This is a genomic window from Aquibacillus rhizosphaerae, assembly GCF_030282825.1.
GTDB classification, from domain to species: domain Bacteria; phylum Bacillota; class Bacilli; order Bacillales; family Amphibacillaceae; genus Aquibacillus_C; species Aquibacillus_C rhizosphaerae.
Genome location: NZ_JASTZU010000034.1, coordinates 118,658 through 142,926, shown reverse-complemented (window position 1 = coordinate 142,926; position 24,269 = coordinate 118,658). Strand labels below are relative to the sequence as shown.

Genomic DNA, 24,269 nt, shown 5'->3' with positions numbered 1-24,269 from the left:
TTTTTTATTTCACTTTCTTACCAAAATACTGATAATAGTCTGTCTTAATAAAGCCGTTAAATAGCTTCCTTTTCTTAGTTGCTTTGAGTCCATAAAAGGTTTCAAAATGTTCATTTGAAGTTAAAATATAAATACTCCAAGATGGGTAGTCTTGCATTGCTATTCCGAAGTCTTTGTACATTGTTTCTACTTCTTTTTTGTCACCGATACGTTCACCATAAGGCGGGTTACCAATTACATACCCATTGTTTTTTTTCGGGTTAAAATCTCTCGCTTGCATTTGTTTCCAAGAAACTAGATCACCTAACCCCGCTTCAATGGCGTTAGCTTTTGCAACTTCAACCATTCTGTGATCTATATCGGAACCAGTAATATCTAAGACTTGATCATAATTTGCTAGATCTTCTGCTTCTTCTAAAGCTTTTTCCCAATGTTTAGAACCAATCCAACCCCAATTTTCTGATGAGAATTCACGATTAAAGCCTGGAGCTATATTTTGACCAATTAATGCAGCCTCAATAGCAATGGTACCCGAACCACAAAATGGATCAACGAGCGGTTCATCAGCACGCCAGTTCGTTAACTTTACCAGGGCTGCAGCCAATGTTTCTTTTAAAGGTGCTTCGCCCTGACCAATACGGTAGCCTCTTTTATGTAGACCAATTCCTGATGCGTCTAATGTAAGTGAAACCACATCTTTTAATATAGCAACTTCAATTCGATAAAGATCGCCTGATTCCTCTAACCATGATGCAATTCCATGTTTTTGTTTTAGCTTTTCTGCGACTGATTTTTTTACAATTGCTTGGCAATCAGAAACACTAAATAATTGAGATTTCACAGATTTTCCGATTACAGGAAACTCACCATCTTCTGGGATATATTCGTGCCAATCTAACGCTTTTGTTTTCTCAAACAATTCATCAAAACTTCTTGCTTCGAATTTCCCGATGAGTACTTTGATCCTATCAGCCGTACGAAGCCATAAATTACAGCGTGGAATGGCAGAAACATCCGCTTGAAAAACAACTTTACCATTTTCGACAGTTACGTCTTGATAGCCTAAATCACGAACCTCGCTAGCTACAATCGATTCTAAACCCATTGCCGCTGTTGCAATTAAAGTAACAGTTTTTGTCATATGTATAGTCCCTTCTAAACAATATTAAAAACCCTTTCTAAGCTTTATCCATTTAGAAAGGGTTAACTCATTATTATTATAGACCAAATGAATGTTTTATAAGCCATGTTTTGTACTATAGTACTGCAAACGGTGGTCAGCCTCGTACGCAAGTAGTAATCATCTATCTACAAGACAATGCTTGTCCCTTTTTCGGTTGAATTCCCTAATCAAGGATGCCCCTACCAATATTTGGGTTGCTCACTCGTGGGGTTTACCTCGTTCCATTCGAGCAGTTTCCTACCCGACTCCGTCACTGTGGCACTTTCAAGGTCGTAATATCATATCCCAAAGGACTTAGATATTTTCCCTGCCGTTAACCAATAGGTTACCTTGACTTATGATTTCGTCAAGCACGAACACTACAAGCAATCTCAGCTTGTGTGAGCATGGACTTTCCTCTACGTTACTAAATAACGCAGCGATTACCAAAACATTCATTTATGTGCTAATCTATTGTAATAATTTCTTTGTAGCGCGTCAATGATTTTATCATACCATATCATAGGAACTAAATCATTGGTAATTAACGCTACATTTTACAATTATTACGAATCAGCATACTTCTTCCCAAATACAGCCTTTTCTAAATTGGACAACCGCTTTAAAACATCATAATTGACCTGATGACTAGATGCTGAAGGTCTAGTTCTAGTTGCTGATGAATCTGTTTGTTTTTTCAAACGCTCATTTTCCTGTCTTAGACGCTCAATTTCTTGGCTAAAACTTTCGTAGTCTTGAATAACAGCATCTAAAAATTCATCTACTTCTTCTTGATTATATCCACGCATAGAAGTTTTAAAGTTCTTTTCTAATATATCTTTGGCGTTTAACTGAGTTCGTTCTATTGTCATTAAATATTCACCTCATATTTCACAGAGCTTATCCTTTATTTTTTCAAATAAAGTAGGAAATGTCAATCATTGTTCCAATAGTCAGGATTATTAAGTTGTAATTCTTGAACTGTGTCCTCCAAATCTAAGGGTGTAATGGTATAAATAGGGTATCCCTTTTTCTCATTAAATTTCTTTGCTTCTTCTAGAAAAAACCTTGTACTCCCTGGATATTCCTCATCTAATAAAACTAAACAGGCCTCACTTTTTTCAATCAACCAACGATCTCTTGCCTTAAATTGAAAGGGTCCTTTATATTCATCCTGATACAGAGGTTGATGAAAATCTGCTTGTAAGACCATTTCCTCAAAAGTGGCTTGATAATGCTCTGGCCAGCGCGACTCCTGATTTAGAAATGGAGGGATAATGCCTATTTTTATATCATATTCTTCTTTCAAGTCAAGTATGACCTCGCCTGTCCATAATTCCACACCCATTTGTCCTGATAACAAAACCCATTCCAATCCCTCTTCAATGAAAGAGACAAGTCTTTTTTTTATTGCTTCCTTTATATAAACTATCTTTTTATCGTTTGGTTTAAATATGCTCATTTCAATTGGCTTATATCCTGTAACTGTTAAAACCTTCATGATATGTACATCCTTTTTAAAATTAAAATTAAGAAAAGGACCGGGGGATACCCAGCCCTTTTCAACTTACTAAGTTTGTTATTTTCTGCCTCTAAAGCCAAAAGGTCCCGGTGCCGCTCCTGGCACTGGTCCTGCTGGTGGTCTTGGGGCTACTCCAGGGTAAGCTCCCATACCTGGTCCTGCAGGTGGCACTGGAGCTCCATAAGGTGCTTGCGCAGGAACATTTGGTCTAGGTGGAGCTGGAACCTGATATGATCCACCGTACACATCTACGCTATTTACATCCGTAGCATAAGAAGTAGAGTGTGGGTATACATGTTTATTTTTTGTTAGATGATGATTAACTACCGTAGTGTGTGAAGGATGAACGTGATTTACAGTATTCTCACTGCATGTGTCAACTTGATTATACTTTGTTGGATACACCAATGTTTCTGGTGGGCATCCGCAATTCATTCCAAAGGGTTTGTGATGACTCATAAAAGATCTCCTCTCTTTATTATAGCTTCACTAGTAACCTATGTTAAGAAGAGGAGACGTGTCTGAGCCAACTACCTAATTTTGTATAAGTTTTTTAAATTATTTGGTTAAATCACTCGGTTCAAAAGAAAATGGTAATAATTCTTCTACTGTCATCGTTTTAACTTTATTATGAAGATTGCTTGTGTGTACATCCATACTTTTTGAAAAGAATTCACTCATTACCTGCCTACATGAACCGCACGGTGGTACTGGACGGTCTGTATCCGCAACAACAGCTAACTGTTCAAAGTCTGTTTCTCCTTCAGAAATTGCTTTAAATATCGCTACCCTCTCCGCACAAAGGCTTACGGGATAAGCGGCATTTTCAATGTTGCACCCTAAATAAACTTTTCCTGATTTCATCAGTAGAGCTGCACCTACTTGAAACTTTGAGTAAGGTGTATAAGCTTTTTCTCTTGCTTCTTTTGCTTTTTCAATTAAATTAAGTTTGTCCATCTACAGCAACATCCTTTTCATCGTAAATAGTGAGAACAAGTTGTTATTACACCTATTTTATCAAAAAAAAACCCAAAAGATACATAATTTAATTTAAGTCCTCTAACAATATGTCAAATACATAGTGAACAGACTTATTTAAATTCATGTATCTTTTTCGATTAACATCAATGTAATAGCTATGCATTAATAATAAATCCATATTTTCTTTTGTTGATGAAACTTGTTGTGGATGTACACGAACATCACGGTTTTTCACAAATTTTAGTGCTTCCATTTCCCACTCTTGTAATAATTGAAATGTAGGAGTCGTTTGTTCTCTCACAAACATAAAAAAATCTTTATCCCTTTTATCTTTCGGTTTTTCATTTTCAAGATAATATTGTGCTAATCTATCTAATCTTTCTTTTAATTCTAATGTCATACGTTTAAATTCCATACAAAAATCCCGCCTTTCGTATTTACTTTATATTATTTGCGGGCAAATTGCATTTTTTTGAACCAATTTCTAAAAGGATGTACGGATTTCATACTTGATACCACTCGCTTTGTTTCTTGTGTCCTTATCTCCTGCTTCAACCTTTTCACTTCTGCGTGTAGGTTCATAACTTCTGTTTGCAATTCTTCAATTTCCTGTCGGTGAGCGAGTGTCATCGTTAGAACAACCTCATCTGCCTTTGTAGACAATTTTTGGTCAATGATTCGGATATGATTCATCAAGTCCATATATCCCTTTTCAAAATCCTTTTTAGATACAGATTTTTTTTCATGATACACTTCTTTCATCGCAAGACTCATGTATATTCCTCCTTTAAAATTTTCTCTTAATAATTCTAATTCGCCAATACATAAATCTCCCCTGCACAAGCGACAAAACTAGAAGAAAACATACATTTTTAGTGAAATAATGCCGTATTTTTTTAATGATTTGAATCAAACTATAGTTAAAGGAGGGATTCTGAGATGAGCAATAAAAAAATGAAACGTAATGATAAGAAAAACGGTGTAAAACAACAAGAAGAAAAACGCGCTGGATATGGCAATAAAAAATTAGAAGGTCCAGACCGCCCATCTGTATAATCACTAATTAATGATAAAAGACCTTTGCACTCTATGCAAAGGTCTTCTTTAGTTTATTTTTAACTTTATAAAAATCGTTTATGATTTTACGTTTTTTACAAAAAACACTCCAATGATTGTCCTCTACAAGTTGTATTTCTGGCTTCCACCATTTCTTTTTCACACCCCCATTAAGGAACCAGTCCTTACGAATTTTATCTTGATGGGTTATTATTGGATAAACTTTTCGTAATATAGGAGAGGGATAACCATCGCTATTCTTTAAATAAGATTGGTAATCAGAACGAGAACCAGTATGTTCTGTATGTACAGCAAAGTCGTAGAAGTCTTGATAAAGGTCACAATGAAATAAAATACTAGCTAATTTTTTTCCTAATTTTATTCTTTTTGTAAGACTAGTAAAGTCATGAACGTTTGTTGCATAAATAAAACCATTTCTAGTTGGAAATAATACGACACTCATAAAAAAAAAGTCTTGTAAGAGATATGGCCAATTCATAAATACATGATGCTTGTAGAAAGGGTGTTTTGGAACGGGTGATTGGATAACGTTCTGTTCATTTATAATTAATGCAGTTAGTAATCTTTGTTGATTTTTATATTTCCAGAAATGGAACCATTCGTTAACCATGAACGTAGAAACAGAAAAACTAGATAAAAGGTGAAACATAGGTCTATTCAAATGCAAAGAAATTTGATATAACAACAATTGGGGATACGCATCTGAAAAGATTAACCAATTTGCACGTTCATACGTAGAAAACAATTGTTTTCGTACTCTAGGTTTTAAAAAGCTTTTATAAACACTGGTCTTCAAATCTGTCATGTTCCATCCAGCATTTCTTGACACCATACTAGCTAGAAAAGACCATTTAATTTCAGGGTGTATTTTATAAAATTTTTGATAAGTCATCGTTCTTGAAATATTATCTTTGTTCGCTTGTTGGGTCTTTTTTTTTATATAATGAATATAATCGGTCTCGAGCTTGTTTATGATATTCATACGTGCCTCCTAGATAAGACTAGTATTTTCTTAACTATTTATTTTTATTATCGTTTACGAGAAAAATTTGGTATGATACTCTCATGGATTAGGGGGAGTAAAGTTGAACTATCCAAATGGCAAGAAACCATCACAACAACTTAAGAAAGTTGGAAGCAGTAGGACGAGTTTTAGTAATCGTGGAATGACATTAGAAGAAGATATTAACGAGACAAATTTATTTTATCTTCATTCAAATAAAGCAATCATCCATAAAAAACCAACACCCGTTCAAATAGTCAAAGTAGATTATCCAAAACGTAGTGCAGCAGTTATTAAAGAAGGATACTTTAAACAAGCATCCACCACCGATTACAATGGCATTTATCGAGAAAGATATATTGATTTTGAAGCTAAGGAAACAAAAAATAAAACATCATTTCCTTTGGCAAATATTCATGAACATCAAATAAGTCATATGTTATCTATTTGTAATCACGGTGGAATTTGTTTTATGATTATCCGATTTGCTGTTCATGACGAAACTTTTTTTGTGCCTGCTGTGAAACTTTTTCCTTACTGGGAAAGTCAATATAATGGAGGAAAAAAATCTATACCATATAACAAGATTAAAGAAGCTGGTGAATTAATACCTTTCAAATATCAGGCAAGGGTTGACTATTTAACCATCATAGACCAGCTTTATTTTTAGAACGGAGGAAGATGAGTTATGGCAAATGAAAGCCAATCTCGTACAGCAAGAAGACAACAACTAAAGAACCAAAAAAAATCAAAGAAAAAACCTATATGGAAAAAATTATTTTTAATAGTAGGAATTATAATTTTAGTGACAGGGCTAGGTGTCGGAACTGTGTTTGGATATTATGTTGCGACAGCACCCGATATTGATTCTGCTCTATTGTCCGACCCTGCATCAACAAAAATCCGTGATATGGACGGGGAAATATTTGCAGATTTAGGAACCGAAAAAAGAACTAAAATTACTTATAATGATTTACCAGATGTGTTAATTGATGCGGTAATAGCTACGGAAGATGCACGTTTTATGACACATTCAGGAATTGACTTCAGAAGAATTGGTGGCGCCATTATTGCCAACGTCACAGATGGTTTTGGTTCTCAAGGTGCTAGTACAATAACACAACAGGTTGTCAAAGGTTCTTTTCTGTCTAGTGACAAAACAATAAAACGTAAGGTTCAAGAACAATGGTTAGCAGTTAAAATAGATAGTGATTACTCTAAAGAAGAAATTATGGAGATGTACTTAAATAAAATATTTTACGGTGCGAATGCATATGGTGTTGCTAAAGCAGCAGAGATATATTTTGGCAAAACTAACTTACAAGAGCTAACTTTACCAGAGGCAGCTTTGCTTGCAGGTTTACCTCAACGCCCAACTGCATATAATCCATTTGAAAATCCGGATTTAGCTAAGGAACGAATGAATACAGTTCTAAGCTTAATGGTCCAACACGGTAAAATCACTCAAGCAGAAGCTGATGAGGCGATGGATGTTTCGGTCGAATCTATGCTTGTTGAAAAACGTCCCGACTCAACGAAATACGAAGCGTTTATTCAACAGATTGCTGACGAAGTGGAAGAAAAAACTGGTGCAAATATATATAAAGATGGTTTAGATATTCATACAACCTTGGATCGAAGTGCACAAGAACATGTGGAATTTTTGTTAAGTAACAGTGAAAGTAATCCAATTACTTATCCAGATGAAGATTTCCAAGCTGGTTTGACCGTTTTAGACACTAAAACGGGGGCTATTCGCGCAATTGGTGGGGGTAGAAATAGAGAAAATGATGGTTGGAATTATGCTATTGATGGAGACGGAAGACAACCTGGATCCACGTTTAAGCCAATTCTTTCCTATGGACCTGCGATTGAGAATTTAAAATGGTCTACCTATCATCAAATTAATGATGATGGTGCATATAAGATCGCGGGTACAGATTCTACCATTTTAAATTGGGACGAAGTGAGTCATGGATGGATTACAGCTAGGTATGCTCTGCAAAGGTCTTATAACATACCTGCTGTAAAAACATTAGAAGAAGTTGGTTATGGTCCTGCAAAAGAATTTGCAAATAATCTCGGCATCGAATTTGCGAATGATTCTGTAACAATAACGGATGCTATTGGTGGTACTGAGACAGGAGTTACACCACTACAATTGGCAGGTGCCTATCGCGCATTTGGAAATGAGGGTATCTACAATGAGCCTTATGCCGTAACAAAAATAGTCTATAATGACAATCGCACAGAAGAATTTAAAACACAACCAGAAGCTGTAATGTCAGACTATACTGCTTATATGGTGACGGATATGCTTAAATCTGTATTAAGATCACCTGGTACTGGAACAGAAGCAGCAGTTTCTGGTCTGCCAGTAGCAGGAAAAACCGGTACGACCAACCTTACAGGGAAAGATGGTAGCCCTGATTCATGGTTTAGTGGTTATACAACAAATTATACGGTAGCGGTATGGACTGGTTATGATGAACACGAGCGAACCGTAACTGATACAAAACTTGCGCAACGCCTGTTCAAATATACGATGAGTGAAATTTCAAAAGATATTGATACACCTGATTTCCAAAGACCAAGTTCGGTTGTGGAAGTAACCGTGGAAAAAGGGTCCAACCCTGCTAAACTTCCAAGTGAGTATACACCAGACTCTGAAAAAGTAACTGAGTTGTTTGTAAAGGGTACTGAACCAACAAAAACATCCGAGAAATACGATCAGTTGGATCCAGTAAGTGGATTATCAGCAACTTATAATGAAGAAAATCAATTGATAAATGTTGAATGGAATTATGATGAAGATGATAATAAACCAGTTTCATTTGAAGTAAGTGCTGGTACGAATGGTTCAGTAAATAAATTAACAACAACCAAGGAAAAAGAACTCGTTATTGAAAACGTAGAACAAGGAACAACCTATACTGTACAAGTAATTGTTTCTAGTGATCAAAACTCAGGTAATGTGAGTGAAGCAGCTTCTGTACAAGTTGAAATTCCTGAAGAGGAAGTTGAAGAAGAAGTTCCTGAGGAAGAGGAAAATACAGAAGAGCAAAATGGTAATGGTAATGGTAACAATGGAAACGGTAATGGTAATGGCGAAAACAACGGTGGTGGTAATACAGGTGATGATGGTGACCAAAATGATGATACCACTGAAGAAGAAGGCGATCCGGCTGAAGGGGAAGAGGATGAAAATCCTGAAACCCCTGGTGACCTTCCGCTTGAAGAGGAGCCAGAGCCACAGCCAACAAGTAGCATCATTCTGAATGATCAATCTGAAATGTATGCTATTAGGAAAATTTCAGCATAACATCTTAAAAAAGCACAGCTACTCTTTTAAAAGTAGTTGTGCTTTTCTCATTAATTTTTGTTTTTCTCCATTATGGTGGCTCTGGCATAAATTTTCTCTAGTTCCTTAAATAATTCATTTAATTGAATATAGCTATGATATTGTCGAGGTTGATTGCTAATGAATGCAATTCGTTCCTCCACATTAACAGGCTTGTACTTAAAGTCCACTATATTTTGATGTAATGTTTGCTTGTTAACGATATAAAGAGCTTGATTAAAGTCTTTGATATACTGGACCATTGGCTTTTCTGCTTGTTGATATTTTCTTTCACTAAAAAGACTAGCTAGATTATCCGTTTGTTGTTTCCAGTTATTTATTATTTGTACCCCTGCGTCAAACACTCATATCCTTCTCTCTTACCTTCATTCTTTTTTTACCTTCTCTACATATATCAAGTAGCTTACACTCGCTACAGTTAGGATTTCTCGCCTTACAATGATACCTGCCGAAGAAAATCATTCGGTGATGTGTATCACTCCACTCTTCTTTGGGCACTTTTTTCATTAAAGTATTTTCAACTTCAATAACTGAATCTTTCCACTTACATATAGCCAAGCGTTTTGACACCCGTTCCACATGTGTATCAACTGCAATTGCTGGCTCCTTAAATGCTACGGATGCAACAACATTCGCTGTTTTCCGCCCAACACCTGCAAGTTTTTCTAGCTCCGCTTTGGATGATGGTACTTCTCCTTGATAATCATCAATCAACATTTGAGATAACTTTTGAATGTTTTTAGCTTTATTTCGGTATAAACCTATGGACCGTATGTCTTGTTGTAATTCTTCCAATGACACAGCTAAGTAATCTTCTGGTGTTTTATATTTTTCAAACAAACCTTTTGTTACTTTATTTACTAAAGCGTCTGTGCATTGAGCAGAAAGTGCGACAGCTATAACAAGTTCAAAAGGGTTCTTATGAACGAGTTCGCACTCAGCTTCTGGAAACATTTCCTTCATAACATCTAAACAATACCGAATTTGTGCTTTATTTAGCATTGCCTTTCCCCCTACTAATCTTCTAGCCAGTTATAATATAATGACACATCTCTTTTTGGTTCTTGACTTTTGTTGTCTTGATTATTCTGATTCGAATGAAATGCTTTACTATGGTTTCTGGCTTGTTCGACTGAGCGAATTCCTTTACGCTTCCACTCTCTTAATATTCGATCAATATATCTAAAATTAAGCTTACCCATTAATACGGCTTCACGGAGTGCTGCTTTAATCAACGCGGGCTGTTGTTCCTCTTCATCAATCCAAATATTTACGGTTTCTATCTCAAATGGAGAGAGTGGACGGCCAAATTCCTGTTCAAACAATATAAAAATATTTGTTTGGTCATTTGATAACTTATTTTCTTCCTTCTTATTTTCTGTATATAAATTAAGCCATAATGGCTCTAATGAATACTGTTCATTTAAAACATTATCATCATTATTTTGTTCAATCGTCATGATGTTTTTTTGAATTAGCTTTCGTAATATCATAGAGCATTCTTGTTCTGTCAGTGTTACATAATTAGCTAATTCATCAGGTGTAGGAAAGTTGTTACCTTCCATATAAAACCGATGAATCTGTAAAATCAACATCACTTCTGACTCATTTAAACCAAGTAATGAGTATTTTTTTAGCAACATTGAAGGAATGATGACCTGATCTTTTAAGAATGACTGATAGGAATAATTATTAGTCATATTTTCACCTCAGCAATCATTATATCATGAATAGCCCCATTAATAATGAATACAAATTATTACAGTTAGCAAAGCAAATCCCTTACGCATGATTACGCAAGGGATTCTTTTTTGTTATGGATACAATCTATTTAATAAACGCGGGAATGGAATGGTCTCTCTAACATGTTCCACACCTGAAATCCAAGCAACCGTCCGTTCAAGTCCAAGTCCAAAACCTGAATGTGGCACACTTCCGTATTTACGAAGCTCTAAATACCACTGATAGGCATCACCAGTTAAATTATGTTCTTGATATCGTTGTTCCATCAATTCAAGATCATCAATTCTTTGTGATCCACCAATCATTTCACCATAACCTTCTGGCGCAATTAAATCGGCACATAGAACAACTTCAGGGCGATTTGGATCAGGCTTCATATAAAATGCTTTAATCTCTGCAGGGTAATGAGTTATAAACACTGGTTTATCGAAACTTTCAGCAATTGCAGTTTCATGCGGAGCACCAAAGTCTTCTCCCCATTTTATATCTTCAAAACCTTTTTCTTTTAAGAGATCAATCGCTTCATCATAAGTAATTCTAGGAAAAGGGGCTTGTATTTTTTCTAATTTTGAAATATCCCTTTCTAAAGTGCCTAGTTCTAATTTGCAATTTTCAAGTACAGACTGAACAATGTAACTCACGTACTGTTCTTGCACTTGCAAACTATCTTCGTGGTCCATAAACGCCATTTCAGGTTCGATCATCCAAAATTCAATTAGATGTCGTCTGGTTTTTGACTTCTCAGCACGAAACGTAGGCCCAAATGAAAATACTTTCCCAAAAGCCATAGCAGCCGCTTCCATGTACAATTGACCACTTTGGGATAGATATGCTTCCTCATCGAAGTATTGTGTGTGGAATAGCTCTGTTGTACCTTCTGCTGCAGATCCAGTTAAGATTGGAGGATCAATTTTCACATAACCATTTTCATTGAAAAAATTATAGGTTGCACGAATAATTTCATTTCGGATTTTCATGATTGCATGTTGTTTTTTAGAACGTAACCATAAATGGCGGTGATCCATTAAAAACTCTGTTCCATGCTCTTTAGGTGTAATAGGAAAGTCTACTGCCTCTTGAATAACTTCTACTGACTTTACTTGTAATTCAAAACCAAATGGTGACCGCGAATCTTCGGCAACTGTACCTGTAATATACATGGATGATTCTTGTGTAATGTTTTTAGCTATTTGGAATATCTCTTCTGAAACTTCCGCTTTAACTACCACACCTTGGATAAAGCCAGTACCGTCTCTTAATTGAAGAAATGCAATCTTACCACTTGACCTTTTATTTGCAAGCCATGCCCCTATCGTAACTTCTTCTCCTACATAATTGGGAACTTGATCTATTGTTGTTTTCACTTTCATTACCTCCGTATTGCCTGATTAAATTTTGATGTTTATTTAATTTCATGGTGCGATAGCTTCATTAATATAAAGAACGTTTCAAATCAGTAAAAAATACCATACTTCCGTCAACAGGATAATATTTAAATACAAATCGATCCTCACCATTTATGTATTTTGTTTCCCATACCGGAAGATTATTATGAATACCTAAATTCACTCCATAAAGTTCACAAGACGAACACTCGCTTCTCCACTCATTTAAGACATCTTCCCTACTATAAACGAATTCACTAGTAAGAAAGAACTGGATGGACTCATCCTCATTTTCTACTGGAACATAAGCAACAGCTGATTCACCTGATTCAGTTTCGCCGAAGACAACATGATAATAAATATCTCCGTGATACCTAGTCACATCATCGACACTAACTAACTCTGTTTCTTCTTTTGCAATAACTTTTGATTGCTCAAATCCATCTGTTTTGTTTTCTTGGACACTACTGTATACATACACACTGTAACTAATTATACCAAAAAAAATAATTAAAAAAACTACGATCGACAACTTAAACCAACTAGGTGCGGTAAATGGTGAATATCGCTTTATCATTATCATCCTCGTCTAGAGCCAACCCAAACATTAAGTCATCCTCTTTTAATGTACGATTTAAGCTATCAACTATTTTATATAAATCATCAGCATGCTGTATTTTAACTGTTGATAATGTCTCAATTTTATTATTTTCCATAGTCAATTCCTCCTGTATTCGAAGTTTGTTTACAATTTTCAATATTTGTTACTCATAGAAAGCCTAAAGCAACCCATACTAATAATAAGTTGAAAAGAAAGCTGTATATAAATTATAACAGTTTCTATTTAATATTTTGAATGTCATTTGCATTTTTTTCAACAAATAACCCTAACCCATATTTTATTTTTCCTGTGCGCTAAGATAGCGCACAGTTTTTTTATTAACTTCTAATAACTTTAAAGATGGATTATGATAAGATATCATAATCCTTTAAATCCATCTTAATAATGGTTGTCCCTACCTGCTTTAGTCGGTAAACATCTACCCATGATTCATTTAAACGTTCAATCAGACCTTCATTTGGGACGGATCCTTCACTGTTAAACACGATGCTAATATGTGGGTCAATTTCTTTTAGAAAAGCAAAACTTGGAGAATTACCTTTACCATAATCACCAACCTTTAGTATCTTTGGCTTAAACGCGTGTTTCAGAATGGTTTGTTCACTATCTACATCACTGTTACTTAAATACATAATTGAATTATTACCATAAGTAATCCCTAGTGACATTTCACCATTCGCATCTGCTACCAATACCTTAAAAATCAATTGATCGCTTAGCTCTTCTTGCGTGTTTGAACTCCATTTAATTAATTTGGTTTTACTACTGACTTGCTGATTACATAAATTACTTAACTCTCCAGTGTGAAACGTATTTTCAATATTGTATCGGTCAATAAGACGTTCCGCATTCCCACAGTAATCCTTTGTTTGTTTCGTTAAAATTAGCCCATCAATTTGTTTAATGTCTAATTCCTTCAATTGGAAAAGTAATTCCTCTTCACTTCTTTCTGACCCTGTGTTAATCAGATAACTTTTTTCATTATTTGTTCTGATTAACGTTGCCTCTCCATCAGGTAAGTTCAGAAACGCAACGTAAAGTTCATCATCTTCTAATACCTTTATTGATTCAGCCTTCGTTGGTTTTGTTTCCATACTGATTAACATCACAGTCATTAAAGCGCTAATCATACATATAAAAAATGTTTGTGTTTTTTCCATTTAACTCAACTCCCCTCTAAAGCGAACTAACTATAGGGTATGTAAAAACACAAATCGTATCATAACCAATCTTCTGCTAACTGCATTAATTTTTGTGTATTATTGTAACTTACTGGTACTTTTGGGATGGAGTCAATAAAAAACTTTCCGTACCGGGCTTTCATAATTCTATCATCACAGATAAAAACGATACCACGATCCGTACTTGACCTTATAAGCCGTCCAAATCCCTGTTTAAACCGTATAACCGCATTTGGTAAAGACAATTCCATAAATGGATTTTTGCCATTTTCTTTTAAATGTTGCGACTTTGCCTCATAAATCGGATGATCTGGTGGTTGAAACGGTAAGCGAACAATCATGATACAAGATAAATCACTTCCAGGGATATCAACACCCTCCCAAAATGAACTCGTGCCTAATAATATCGCTCGTTCAAAGGCCTGAAAATTCTTTTTTAACCTTGACCTACTTCCACTCGAAACACCTTGAGCAATTACCATAAATTCATCTTGCTCCATTATCTCTCTTAACAGTGTATATGATTTTCTTAACATGTCATAAGATGTAAATAGTACTAACATTCGTCCATTTGTTATTTCAGCTAATGAAAGGATTGCTTCGCAGGTTGCATATACAAAATCATCTTGTTTTCCGTACTTCACATCCGGAAAATCATTAGGTACCATTAATTGGACTTGTGAGTCATACGTATAAGGTGATTCTATTTTTTTCTCAATTACACTTAACTCACTAAGTCCTAAACGTTCCCGGATAAACTTGAAAGACTTACTCATTGTTAACGTTGCACTTGTTAAAACAACACTTTTTTTCTCATTAAAAAGGTGTTCATAAAGAATTTTTGATACATCTACCGGCTCACAAAATAGGTAGACAGCGTTTTTTGCACCATATGCTTCAATTTCTACCCACTTCACTTGTGAATGATCCGGTTGTAAAAATAACTGTTCTAAATCATCAATTATCATTTGCAATCGACCTATCATTGATTGTATTTCATCAATTTCATCTTCTACTTCCTGTTTCACAAAATCTTGTTTTATCGTAGATAAGATATGAATTAAATCTCTCAGATTAAATGATAATCGTGTTACCATTTCGGTAATCGTATTCCACTTTGATTGTATTTCATTTTCTTCATCAATTCGATACTGATACCTACCTATATCGTTTATTGCAACATCCTTTTTGTGTTGGTCAATAACATAAGTAAATAAATACCGAAATAATTCATCTGCTTCGATCTTCGTATCTTGCCACCACTTATCCCATTTATAATCTGTGATTGTCTCCTTAACACAAGGATAATTATTGCTAAGTTTATTAATCCAATCCCCTTCCTGAAGGGAACCAATGCTGTTTAAAATAAATTGGATATTTATATAGTCTAATTTTAGACCAAAATGCTTTGCTGCTGTAGCTTCCAGATGATGTGCTTCATCAATAATTACTTTTTGATAAGATGGTAACAATTGATATTCACTAACAAGATCCGTACATAACAAAGAATGGTTCGTTATTATTAAATTTGCTTTTTGCGCTTTCGTCCGAACACGTTGATAAAACGACCTTGTAAACCATGGCGACCTAGGATCGATCGCCCCTTCTGAATCGGTAGAAACTCTTCTAAAGAAAAGTTTACCGCTAGATGGTAATTGTATCTCATCGATATCTCCTGTTAACGTTTCAGTCAACCAAATGAGTATAATTGTCTTGGTTAACGTTATATCATAATTATCTTGAGTGCTTGAAAATAATTCCTTTTCAAACTTATTTAAACTCAAATAATGTTGTTTTCCTTTAATAAGTGCAACGCTAAAGTCAAATGGTAATAATTGTTCTAAAACAGGTATTTCTTTGTCGAGTAATTGAGTTTGTAGCTGGGTTAAATGCGTACTTACTACAACTCGCTCCTTGTTGGTAACCGATTCGTAAATGGCTGGTATTAGGTACGCTAACGATTTCCCTGTGCCCGTCTCAGCTTCAATTAATGCGTGTTGAGATGATCGAAAAGAATCAAAAATCAACTCAGACATTTCCCTTTGTCCTTGTCTTTGTTCATAATTTTCCATTACTTCGCTAAGACTACTATTCGATTGGAAAAAACTATCCAATAATTCACCGTAAGAAAGAATTTCATTTACCTGTTTATCTTGTTCGTGTTTCCCTTCTTTTTTTAATGCTAGACCTCGATATATTTCCAAGTCATCACGTTCTAAAGGCTCAAAAGTTAATTGTTCGATACGCTTATCTAAAATTCCATCTAAATCACTTTTCAAACGTTGTTCCATTACTTGCAATTGATGAAGTGTTTCATACGGTAATCGGTTCAGCTTATCTAATAAAACATCAAGTAGTTTAGCTGTCACATAAGCATCTGAGAGTGCACGGTGTGGATCATCATGTTGTAATGAAAGATACTCAGACAATTGCCCTAGCTTAAAACCGGGTGCTTGTGGCAATAAAATTCGAGCTAACTCGACTGTATCAAGAACGGGTTGATTAAGGGCTTTTAAACCCACATTTTCAAGTTCATAATTTAAGAAACCTAAGTCAAACGGTATGTTATGTGCTACTATGTATGAATCAGTAAATAATTCTATTACTTCATTTGCTACCGCTTTAAACGATGGAGCGTCTTTCACATCAGAATCTGTTATACCCGTAAGATTAGTTATAAACGAAGGTATGTCTGTATTTGGGTTTATTAGTGATGAATATTCTTTTATTATTTGCCCTTCATGGAGGATTACAATTCCTATTTCAATAATTCGATCTCCTTTAGAAGGTGTATGACCGGTTGTCTCTAAATCAACTACAACAAATTTCCTCAAATTTTCATCTCCATTATAACTATATTCAGAAAAACTCAGGAAGTAACTCAGACTTACGTTACGAGTTCTTAATCTTCTAATCCAACCCATATACCTACATGTATCGGACTCGTTTAGTTACTTTCAAAAATGAATTACGTTAAAACAATATAAGAAATAAAAACTCTTATCAAAACTATAATTGATAAGAGTTGTCTCTCCAAATTATTAATCTCCAAAAATTGTTAAAGGTGGTTCTTGATCGATCAACTCAACAATATCATTGTTTTCGTTCATTAAAGCAACTTTAGGTTTAAATGTCGCTAACTCATCATTTGAAATAATTGCATAAGAAACAATAATTACTATATCATCTTTTTGAACAAGTCTTGCCGCTGCTCCATTTAAACAAATTACTTTACTACCTTTTTCACCGGGTATTACATAGGTTTCTAACCGTTCACCATTATTGTTATTTACAATTTGCACTTTTTCGTGAGGTAGAATACCTACTTGCTCCAAAATTTCTTCATCTATAGTTATACTGCCTACATAATTTAAATTGGCTTCAGTTACACGTGCACGATGAATTTTTGCTTTCATCATAGTACGTAGCATAACAAGTTCCCCCTATTATATCCGTTTAGAAATTAACCCAGTATGATCAATAACAATGTTATCAATTAACCTTGCATTTTTAAAATGTACTGCAGTTGCAAGTATGACTTGTTGATTAATCGTTTGAACTGGTGTTAATTCTGGATAACTCAATATTTCTACATAATCTATTTTACCAGTTGTCTGCTGTAGAATGAAATTCTCTACTTCTTTAACAATGATAACAGGATTTTTTTCTCCGTCAATAACCATTTTTTGTCCAAACTGTAAAGCTTGAAAAATAGATGGTGCTACTTTTCTTTCCTGTTCTTGCAGGTACACATTTCGGCTACTTTTAGCAAGACCATCGCTTTCTCTTACAGTAGGAACTGGATTCAACTGGATTGGATAATTTAGATCATTTATTAAAGAGTCTACTACAGCTATTTGCTGTGCATCCTTCATTCCAAAATAAACATTGTCAGGCAATACAATGTTAAATAGCTTAGCAAGAACGGTGACTACCCCTGAGAAGTGACCTTCTCTTGTACGACCACAAAGCACATCTACTCGCTTAGTTAAATCCATAGCAATAGCCAACTCAGAAGGATACATCGCTTCGACGGTAGGAATAAACAAAAAATCAACATGGTTGTTTTCACTAATCAACTTATCATGTTCTTCATCTCGAGGGTACCGTTCAAAATCTTCATTTGGTCCAAATTGTAATGGATTAACAAAGATACTAATGACAACTATATCATTATTTTCTCGAGCATTTTGTATTAACTTCTCATGCCCTTCATGTAAAAAACCCATCGTTGGAACAAAACCTATTTTTTTTCCTTTTCGTTTTTGATCAATAATTAACTGTTGCATATCTTTTACGGATCTTATGATGTCCATACTTTTTATTCCTCCAGCTTTAAATCCACTAAAACATCTGAATTCATCGTATAGGTGTGTTCAGTGTCTGGAAATGACCTGTTTTTCACATCCGTTACGAATGATTGAATGGAATTGGTGAAATTTACATTCGTATCAAAATAAGGTTTAACAAACCTAGGGAGTCTACCAGTCCCATATTGTAAAATATCATGATAAACTAATACTTGTCCATCACAATCAAGTCCTGCTCCAATTCCGATTGTGGGAATGTTTAACTTCGACGTAATAACTTTTGCTAATTCTTTCGGAATACATTCAAGTACAAGCGCAACCGCCCCATTCTTTTCAAGTGCTAATGCATCATCTACTAGTTTCTGCGCCGTTTTTTTATCTTTTCCCTGTACACGGTAGCCACCTAATACATTAACAGACTGTGGCGTAAGACCTAAGTGAGCAACAACAGGAATTCCAGCACTAGTTAATCGCTCCGTAAACGTTAAGATCTCATCTGTTGCACCCTCTACTTTTAGGCTATTAGCACCCGTTTCCTGAAACAATCTTTGGGCATTTTTTAAAGAATTTTCTAAAGAAACATGATAAGACATAAATGGCATATCGACAACGATAAACGTATTAGGTGCACCTCTTCTTGCTGCTTTTGCATGGTGAATCATGTCATCCATGGTTACTTGAATTGTTGAATCATATCCCAATACGACCATTCCTAAAGAATCACCAACTAAAATTGTGTCAATATCTGCTTCCTCTACCACTTTTGCGGAAGGATAATCATAAGCAGTAACCATGGTAATCTTTTCGTTTTCGTGCTTCATCGTTTGTAATTGTAACGTCGTTTTCATCATTTAAATCCCCTTACCACTTTATTTCAGCTGAATATAACGTCTGTCTTGTTCCATCTTCGTTCATAACCCGTAAGGCCCCATCTGATTCAATACCTTCGAGTACTGTAGACCACTGTTTTTTAGGAGTTGTAATTACTACACTTTCTCCTAATTTATAACCATAGCTTTCCCATTTCTCCTTAATATCAGTAAAACCATTGTTAACGAATCGTTCATAAGATTGCTCAAAAGTTTTTAAAATCTTTTGAACCAATTCAGTTCGATTCAATTCTTTTTTTGATTCCATTTTTAATGATGTAGCAAGTTCTCTTATTTCTGTTGGAAACATTGCTTCCGTTTGATTTACGTTTAGTCCAATCCCTAATACAACATATTGTATTTGATCTTGTTCTGCTTGCATCTCTGTTAAGATCCCTGCAACCTTTTTGTCGTTAATTAAGATGTCATTAGGCCATTTTATTGCTGGTCTAATTTTTAGATAATCATTAATGACATCCGCAAGTACAGTTGCGGCAAGTAATGTAACTTGCGGAGCTTGGTTTGGTAACAATGGTGGCTTTAAAATGAGGCTCATCCATATCCCTTGTTCTTTTTGAGAATGCCAGTTTCGTTGCATTCTTCCTCTACCAGCTGTTTGCTCATCAGCTATGACAACTGTTCCGTGTTCTGCACCAGTGGATGCCAATTGCAAAGCCATCGTTTGGGTTGAATCAACCGTCTCCCTATGGATAAAGTGGTTACCTAGCCAGTTTGTCTGTAATCCCCATTGAAGCGTATTTGCACTTACTTTGGTTGGAAAATCGATAATTTTATATCCTTTTCTAGGAACAGCCTCAATTACATAACCATCCTTTTCCAACTCTTTCATGTGTTTCCATACAGCTGTACGGGATATTTCAAGCTTGGTTGATAGATCTTGACCTGAAATATAATCCTCTATATTTTTTTCTAACAATGCTATTAAATGTTGTCGGGTAGTTACTTCCACTGCTTTACCCACTCTCTTATGTCTTTTTTATTGTTTTCAACGTCCCCCGTTACAACATTTTTTTCTAATTGAAGAATACAATCATTTATCCAAGGACCTTTTGGCTTATTTGGATTCAAATAAAGGATATCCTGCCCATTCATGGCCAATTCTTTTCTTTCCTGTATCGGCAATGTACCTTGCATTTCTCTGATTGTTTCTTCTTTAATCTGTTCATTTAACAGGACAGAAACGATATGAATAAAACTTTGAATTAAATAAGTTGGCAAACGATAGACTAACCATTTATTTAGATGATTTGCTTCAAAATCATCAAATAATTCAACCAACTTGAACGAATCCTTTTTTATTTGTTTTGATAATTTCCATTGTTTCACCCAGGTTTCTATAGGAACAGAACGATCATATAAATGACCTAAAGTGATAAATTCTGTTAATGTTGGAACAGGTGTTGAAAGGGTGCAAAAACACTTCCACAAATCAGATTTGTCTTTAAAAATTGGTAGAAATTTATCAATTCTAGAATCAAGCAATAATGGCATTGCTTTTTTGATATTTGTTCCAGCAAAAAGTTTCTCTATTTCCACTGCCACACGCTCAATGGCTAGTTTTTTTATCCATTCTATGTTTGCTAATAATGATATCTTAGTATTTTTTTCAACTGAGAAACCTAACTGACTGGAAAACCTAAGAGCTCGCAATATACGTAAAGGATCTTCATAAAATCGCTGTTCAGCTTTACCGACTGTACGAATTAGGCGATTATTTATATCTTTCACACCAAAAAACGGATCGATGATTTTTCCATCAACGTTCATTGCAATTGCATTGATGGTGAAATCACGCCGTGATAAATCCTCTTCAATTCGATCTACAAAATGAACTTTATCTGGATGACGAAAATCAGAGTAGTCTCCTTCGATTCGAAAAGTGGTTACTTCAAACGATTCACCGTGATACCTTACAATTACCGTTCCGTGTTCAATCCCGACTGGTATAACTTTATCAAAAATCGATTGAACATCTGTTGGAATAGCTGATGTAGTAATATCAATATCACCAATCTCACGACCTAAAATCTGATCTCGAACAGCTCCCCCAACAACATAGGCTTTATGCCCGTTTTGTTGGAGAAGTTTTACTATTTGTATCGCATTTTCAAATTCATTTTCTAACATATTAATCACCGGCTATTGTTTTATCATAAATAGTTTCATATTGATTCAAAATCATCTCAGCACTGAAATTTTGCTGAAGATGTTTAAGGCCATTGCTTGAAAACTCTGACCACAATTGCTTATTCGTTAATACTTCAAGGGACTTTCTGGCCATGCTATCAATATCACCTACTTCTATTATAAAACCATTGTAATTATCTTCAATTACTTCAGGAATACCACCTACATTGGTTGCAATACATGGTACACCACAAGCCATTGCTTCTAATAGAACAAGACCAAAACTTTCTTTCTCAGATAACAATAGTTTTAAATCGGCAATAGACAACAACTCAGCAATATTTTTTTGTTTTCCTAAAAATAATACCTCATTCTCTAAACCTAATTCTCTCACTAATTGGAAAATCTCTGAGTATTCGGGTCCGTCTCCTATTAATAATAATTTAGAAGGAAGTTGTTTGTTTACTTTTTCAAAGACACGGATAACATCTTGAACCCTTTTTACTTTTCTAAAATTTGAAATATGTATGAGTACTTTTTCATGTTTTTTAATATGATATTGTTGCTTGAGATCTGGATTGTTTTTGTAATAATACTCTGATTCATCAACAAAATTATAAACAACATCGATTGGTTTCTCAATTTCTAACATCTCTTTAGTTTGTGCTACTAAACTTCCTGATACAGCTGTTACTGTATCAGACTTTTCAATCCCGTGTTTAATCATTTTCTTTAAGCTCTTATCTATGCCAAGAACAGTAATGTCTGTTCCATGAAGTGTTGTAACGATTTTCACGTCTCTTTCAGCCATTTCTTTTGCCAATATAGCACATATGGCATGTGGCATAGCATAATGAACATGAAGAATATCCAATTCATGTGTATCAATGACTTCAGCCATTTTATTCGCAAGCGCTAGGTCATATGGCGGATATTGAAAAACAGGATAATGGTTTACTTCTACTTCATGAAAATAGATATTAGAATATACATTGTTTAAACGAAACGGGACACTCGATGTTATAAAATGAATCTGATGTCCATTTTTAGCTAACAACTTACCAAGTTCAGTAGCAATAACACCAGAACCACCTACAGTTGGATAGCAAGTAATACCTATCTTTTTCATTCCTCATTGCCTTCTTGCTTTTTATCTTTAATAATATCTCTCCAATTAAGGTACCCATCTTCAAGAGCACGAATCAAAACCTCTGCTCCACCTAAGTTTGTTGCTAGCGGTATCTGATAAACATCACATAATCTCAACAAGGCCGAAATGTCTGGTTCATGAGGCTGAGCAGTTAACGGATCTCTTAGGAAAATAACAATATCCATTTCATTATCAGCAATCCGAGCACCAATTTGCTGGTCCCCACCTAGAGGACCAGATTTAAAACGGTGTACATCAAGTCCCGTTGCTTCAGAAATCTTTAAACCAGTTGTTCCTGTAGCAAATAAATTGTGCTGTTTTAAAATTGACGTATAGGCAATAGAAAAATTGACAATATCCGTTTTCTTTTTATCATGAGCAATTAAAGCAATGTTCATTATATATCTCCCCTTAGTCTAATAAATTTTCCAATCCATAAACAAGCAGATCAATTTTAACTACATGATCAATAGCAAGTTTAACACCAGACATAAACGACTCGCGATGGAACGTGTCATGTTTAATTGTTAAATTTTGACCTGATCCTCCAAAAACTACTTCTTGATGAGCGATTAATCCTGGTAATCTAACACTATGTATTTTCATACCATCCACGTCTGCGCCACGAGCACCAGCAAGTGTTTCTTTTTCATTTGGATGACCTTGGATTTTACTTACTCTTACTTCTTGAATTAATTCTGCAGTTTTTACTGCTGTACCTGATGGTGCATCAAGCTTTTGGTCATGGTGACGTTCTATGATTTCTACATCTGGAAAATACTTAGCGGCCCATTTAGCAAATTGCATCATCAAAACTGCACCCACGGCAAAGTTTGGCGCTATCACAGTACCTAATTCTTTTTCTTCAGCCAGTTGAGTTAGTTCCTCCAATTGTTCTTTCGTAAATCCAGTTGTTCCTACCACTGGTCGAATACCATATTCTAATGCTGTCTTTGTGTGTTTATAACCAAATTCTGGTGTAGTTAGGTCTACGAGCACATCTGCTTTTACAGACTGAAAACATTGTTCAATATCTTCATAGATAGTTACATCAAATGAAGGTAAGCCATCTATATCACTTATTTTTTTACCATCATATTTATGGTCAAGACAAGCAACCAGCTCTAAATCATCTTCTCTTTGAATCATACGTAATGCTTCACTTCCCATTTTACCTCTTGGGCCTGCAACAATCACTCTAATTTTTTTATTCATTGCTTTCATCCTCCACTTTTTCAATTCTTGTCCAACGATTTTTGTCTCTTGTTTCTATTTTAGACATTGATTTATCAAATGCTTTAGCTACATCTAAATCTAATGAATTTGCAAATGAAATAGCTACAAAAAGAATATCTCCTAATTCATCTTCAATTGTGTTTTGTTGTTCACTCGTTTTTTTAGGTTTTTCTCCATAAACGTGATTTACTTCTCGAGCAAGTTCTCCGATTTCTTCAGTAAATCTTGCCATCATACTTAATGGTTGGAAATAACCCTCTTCGAACTGAGAAATATAATCGTTTACTCTTGTTTGCATTTCTTTTGTATTGTATATTTTTTCATTGGTCATTAGATATACTCCTTTTTACCTTCTTTTCCACTTACAATGTTAGCTAAAAGGAGATATTTTGACAAATTTTAAATCTCATAAATAACATATGATTGTTAGGAACAATATCTTTGACTATAATGAATAAGGATTATTAACAACAACAGGTGAAATGATACCTATGCTTTTCTCCTGTTATGGATAATAAT

Annotated in this window: 27 protein-coding genes and 1 other RNA gene; 2 read left to right on the top strand and 26 right to left on the bottom strand. The window is 34.9% G+C overall.

The window, feature by feature from the left end:
* Positions 1-4: 4 nt before the first annotated feature.
* The 9 genes from QQS35_RS10330 to QQS35_RS10290 form a co-directional block, all read right to left on the bottom strand.
* Positions 5-1,141, bottom strand: coding sequence for a THUMP domain-containing class I SAM-dependent RNA methyltransferase (locus QQS35_RS10330; protein WP_285931993.1), 1,137 nt, complete (start codon positions 1,139-1,141; stop codon positions 5-7).
* Between the two features lie 94 nt (positions 1,142-1,235).
* An RNA gene (gene rnpB, locus QQS35_RS10325) (RNase P RNA component class B) lies at positions 1,236-1,617 on the bottom strand.
* A 111-nt stretch (positions 1,618-1,728) separates the two neighbouring features.
* A complete protein-coding gene (gene gpsB, locus QQS35_RS10320; protein WP_285931991.1) occupies positions 1,729-2,034 on the bottom strand; it encodes a cell division regulator GpsB in 306 nt (101 codons plus the stop codon).
* 62 nt (positions 2,035-2,096) lie between these two features.
* A complete protein-coding gene (locus QQS35_RS10315) occupies positions 2,097-2,663 on the bottom strand; it encodes a DUF1273 domain-containing protein (RefSeq protein ID WP_285931990.1) in 567 nt (188 codons plus the stop codon).
* A gap of 78 nt (positions 2,664-2,741) precedes the next feature.
* Positions 2,742-3,143, bottom strand: a complete 402-nt coding sequence (locus QQS35_RS10310; RefSeq protein WP_285931989.1) for a CotD family spore coat protein — start codon at positions 3,141-3,143, stop codon at positions 2,742-2,744.
* Positions 3,144-3,242: 99 nt separating this feature from the next.
* Complete coding sequence (locus QQS35_RS10305; protein WP_285931988.1) at positions 3,243-3,641, bottom strand: cytidine deaminase; 399 nt, start codon at positions 3,639-3,641, stop codon at positions 3,243-3,245.
* An 88-nt stretch (positions 3,642-3,729) separates the two neighbouring features.
* Entirely contained in the window at positions 3,730-4,080 is a 351-nt protein-coding gene (locus tag QQS35_RS10300) for a DUF1798 family protein (RefSeq protein ID WP_285931987.1), read from the bottom strand.
* Positions 4,081-4,112: 32 nt separating this feature from the next.
* Positions 4,113-4,439 (bottom strand): hypothetical protein, encoded by a 327-nt coding sequence (locus QQS35_RS10295; RefSeq protein WP_285931986.1) that lies wholly within the window; start codon positions 4,437-4,439, stop codon positions 4,113-4,115.
* A gap of 313 nt (positions 4,440-4,752) precedes the next feature.
* Positions 4,753-5,724, bottom strand: coding sequence for a DUF2515 family protein (locus tag QQS35_RS10290; protein WP_285931985.1), 972 nt, complete (start codon positions 5,722-5,724; stop codon positions 4,753-4,755).
* A gap of 103 nt (positions 5,725-5,827) precedes the next feature.
* Between QQS35_RS10290 and recU the strand changes: the two genes are divergently transcribed.
* Both recU and QQS35_RS10280 read left to right on the top strand, forming a co-directional pair.
* Positions 5,828-6,415 (top strand): Holliday junction resolvase RecU, encoded by a 588-nt coding sequence (gene recU, locus QQS35_RS10285; RefSeq protein WP_285931983.1) that lies wholly within the window; start codon positions 5,828-5,830, stop codon positions 6,413-6,415.
* Positions 6,416-6,433: 18 nt separating this feature from the next.
* Positions 6,434-9,067 (top strand): transglycosylase domain-containing protein, encoded by a 2,634-nt coding sequence (locus tag QQS35_RS10280; protein ID WP_285931982.1) that lies wholly within the window; start codon positions 6,434-6,436, stop codon positions 9,065-9,067.
* 50 nt (positions 9,068-9,117) lie between these two features.
* On the opposite strand, the gene QQS35_RS10275 is transcribed toward QQS35_RS10280, so the two are convergent.
* From QQS35_RS10275 to QQS35_RS10195, 17 genes are all read right to left on the bottom strand, one after another.
* The gene (locus tag QQS35_RS10275) at positions 9,118-9,450 is read right to left on the bottom strand and encodes a YpoC family protein (protein WP_285931981.1); all 333 of its coding nucleotides are present in this window, start codon (positions 9,448-9,450) and stop codon (positions 9,118-9,120) included.
* Positions 9,443-10,108, bottom strand: a complete 666-nt coding sequence (gene nth / locus QQS35_RS10270; protein ID WP_285931980.1) for an endonuclease III — start codon at positions 10,106-10,108, stop codon at positions 9,443-9,445. Before nth ends, QQS35_RS10275 begins: the two co-directional genes overlap by 8 nt.
* A gap of 14 nt (positions 10,109-10,122) precedes the next feature.
* On the bottom strand, positions 10,123-10,806 hold the full coding sequence (locus QQS35_RS10265) for a DnaD domain-containing protein (protein WP_285931979.1): 684 nt from the start codon (positions 10,804-10,806) through the stop codon (positions 10,123-10,125).
* 114 nt (positions 10,807-10,920) lie between these two features.
* A complete protein-coding gene (asnS, locus tag QQS35_RS10260) occupies positions 10,921-12,213 on the bottom strand; it encodes an asparagine--tRNA ligase (protein WP_285931978.1) in 1,293 nt (430 codons plus the stop codon).
* Positions 12,214-12,280: 67 nt separating this feature from the next.
* The gene (locus tag QQS35_RS10255; RefSeq protein ID WP_285931977.1) at positions 12,281-12,811 is read right to left on the bottom strand and encodes a cell wall elongation regulator TseB-like domain-containing protein; all 531 of its coding nucleotides are present in this window, start codon (positions 12,809-12,811) and stop codon (positions 12,281-12,283) included.
* Entirely contained in the window at positions 12,777-12,950 is a 174-nt protein-coding gene (locus tag QQS35_RS10250; RefSeq protein WP_285931976.1) for a YpmA family protein, read from the bottom strand. The genes QQS35_RS10255 and QQS35_RS10250 overlap by 35 nt, the downstream gene beginning before the upstream one ends.
* A 250-nt stretch (positions 12,951-13,200) precedes the next feature.
* Positions 13,201-14,016 carry a ComEC/Rec2 family competence protein gene (locus QQS35_RS10245; protein ID WP_285931975.1) on the bottom strand — a complete coding sequence of 272 codons (816 nt, stop codon included), beginning with the start codon at positions 14,014-14,016 and terminating at the stop codon, positions 13,201-13,203.
* A gap of 59 nt (positions 14,017-14,075) precedes the next feature.
* Positions 14,076-16,871, bottom strand: a complete 2,796-nt coding sequence (dinG, locus tag QQS35_RS10240; RefSeq protein ID WP_285931974.1) for an ATP-dependent DNA helicase DinG — start codon at positions 16,869-16,871, stop codon at positions 14,076-14,078.
* 207 nt (positions 16,872-17,078) lie between these two features.
* A complete protein-coding gene (gene panD / locus QQS35_RS10235) occupies positions 17,079-17,468 on the bottom strand; it encodes an aspartate 1-decarboxylase (protein ID WP_285931973.1) in 390 nt (129 codons plus the stop codon).
* 15 nt (positions 17,469-17,483) lie between these two features.
* On the bottom strand, positions 17,484-18,353 hold the full coding sequence (gene panC, locus QQS35_RS10230; protein ID WP_285931971.1) for a pantoate--beta-alanine ligase: 870 nt from the start codon (positions 18,351-18,353) through the stop codon (positions 17,484-17,486).
* A gap of 5 nt (positions 18,354-18,358) precedes the next feature.
* Positions 18,359-19,195 carry a 3-methyl-2-oxobutanoate hydroxymethyltransferase gene (gene panB / locus QQS35_RS10225; RefSeq protein WP_285931970.1) on the bottom strand — a complete coding sequence of 279 codons (837 nt, stop codon included), beginning with the start codon at positions 19,193-19,195 and terminating at the stop codon, positions 18,359-18,361.
* Positions 19,196-19,208: 13 nt separating this feature from the next.
* Positions 19,209-20,186 (bottom strand): biotin--[acetyl-CoA-carboxylase] ligase, encoded by a 978-nt coding sequence (locus QQS35_RS10220; protein ID WP_285931968.1) that lies wholly within the window; start codon positions 20,184-20,186, stop codon positions 19,209-19,211.
* Complete coding sequence (locus QQS35_RS10215) at positions 20,177-21,364, bottom strand: CCA tRNA nucleotidyltransferase (protein ID WP_285931967.1); 1,188 nt, start codon at positions 21,362-21,364, stop codon at positions 20,177-20,179. The genes QQS35_RS10220 and QQS35_RS10215 overlap by 10 nt, the downstream gene beginning before the upstream one ends.
* A gap of 1 nt (position 21,365) precedes the next feature.
* Entirely contained in the window at positions 21,366-22,493 is a 1,128-nt protein-coding gene (gene bshA, locus QQS35_RS10210; protein WP_285931966.1) for an N-acetyl-alpha-D-glucosaminyl L-malate synthase BshA, read from the bottom strand.
* Entirely contained in the window at positions 22,490-22,912 is a 423-nt protein-coding gene (gene mgsA / locus QQS35_RS10205; protein WP_285931965.1) for a methylglyoxal synthase, read from the bottom strand. Before mgsA ends, bshA begins: the two co-directional genes overlap by 4 nt.
* Before the next feature lie 13 nt (positions 22,913-22,925).
* On the bottom strand, positions 22,926-23,729 hold the full coding sequence (dapB, locus tag QQS35_RS10200) for a 4-hydroxy-tetrahydrodipicolinate reductase (protein ID WP_285931964.1): 804 nt from the start codon (positions 23,727-23,729) through the stop codon (positions 22,926-22,928).
* Positions 23,722-24,081, bottom strand: a complete 360-nt coding sequence (locus QQS35_RS10195) for a nucleotide pyrophosphohydrolase (protein ID WP_285931963.1) — start codon at positions 24,079-24,081, stop codon at positions 23,722-23,724. Before QQS35_RS10195 ends, dapB begins: the two co-directional genes overlap by 8 nt.
* Positions 24,082-24,269: the final 188 nt, after the last annotated feature.

Coding starts and splice junctions, on each gene's coding strand:
- QQS35_RS10295 (WP_285931986.1), bottom strand. CDS start 4,439: ATGAGTCTTGCGATGAAAGAAGTGTATCATGAAAAAAAATCTGTATCT.
- panD (WP_285931973.1), bottom strand. CDS start 17,468: ATGCTACGTACTATGATGAAAGCAAAAATTCATCGTGCACGTGTAACT.
- gpsB (WP_285931991.1), bottom strand. CDS start 2,034: ATGACAATAGAACGAACTCAGTTAAACGCCAAAGATATATTAGAAAAG.
- panB (WP_285931970.1), bottom strand. CDS start 19,195: ATGAAAACGACGTTACAATTACAAACGATGAAGCACGAAAACGAAAAG.
- QQS35_RS10300 (WP_285931987.1), bottom strand. CDS start 4,080: ATGGAATTTAAACGTATGACATTAGAATTAAAAGAAAGATTAGATAGA.
- mgsA (WP_285931965.1), bottom strand. CDS start 22,912: ATGAACATTGCTTTAATTGCTCATGATAAAAAGAAAACGGATATTGTC.
- QQS35_RS10305 (WP_285931988.1), bottom strand. CDS start 3,641: ATGGACAAACTTAATTTAATTGAAAAAGCAAAAGAAGCAAGAGAAAAA.
- QQS35_RS10215 (WP_285931967.1), bottom strand. CDS start 21,364: ATGTTAGAAAATGAATTTGAAAATGCGATACAAATAGTAAAACTTCTC.
- QQS35_RS10330 (WP_285931993.1), bottom strand. CDS start 1,141: ATGACAAAAACTGTTACTTTAATTGCAACAGCGGCAATGGGTTTAGAA.
- bshA (WP_285931966.1), bottom strand. CDS start 22,493: ATGAAAAAGATAGGTATTACTTGCTATCCAACTGTAGGTGGTTCTGGT.
- panC (WP_285931971.1), bottom strand. CDS start 18,353: ATGGACATCATAAGATCCGTAAAAGATATGCAACAGTTAATTATTGAT.
- nth (WP_285931980.1), bottom strand. CDS start 10,108: ATGCTAAATAAAGCACAAATTCGGTATTGTTTAGATGTTATGAAGGAA.
- QQS35_RS10310 (WP_285931989.1), bottom strand. CDS start 3,143: ATGAGTCATCACAAACCCTTTGGAATGAATTGCGGATGCCCACCAGAA.
- QQS35_RS10250 (WP_285931976.1), bottom strand. CDS start 12,950: ATGGAAAATAATAAAATTGAGACATTATCAACAGTTAAAATACAGCAT.
- QQS35_RS10245 (WP_285931975.1), bottom strand. CDS start 14,016: ATGGAAAAAACACAAACATTTTTTATATGTATGATTAGCGCTTTAATG.
- QQS35_RS10255 (WP_285931977.1), bottom strand. CDS start 12,811: ATGATAAAGCGATATTCACCATTTACCGCACCTAGTTGGTTTAAGTTG.
- dapB (WP_285931964.1), bottom strand. CDS start 23,729: ATGAATAAAAAAATTAGAGTGATTGTTGCAGGCCCAAGAGGTAAAATG.
- QQS35_RS10195 (WP_285931963.1), bottom strand. CDS start 24,081: ATGACCAATGAAAAAATATACAATACAAAAGAAATGCAAACAAGAGTA.
- QQS35_RS10280 (WP_285931982.1), top strand. CDS start 6,434: ATGGCAAATGAAAGCCAATCTCGTACAGCAAGAAGACAACAACTAAAG.
- QQS35_RS10290 (WP_285931985.1), bottom strand. CDS start 5,724: ATGAATATCATAAACAAGCTCGAGACCGATTATATTCATTATATAAAA.
- QQS35_RS10315 (WP_285931990.1), bottom strand. CDS start 2,663: ATGAAGGTTTTAACAGTTACAGGATATAAGCCAATTGAAATGAGCATA.
- QQS35_RS10265 (WP_285931979.1), bottom strand. CDS start 10,806: ATGACTAATAATTATTCCTATCAGTCATTCTTAAAAGATCAGGTCATC.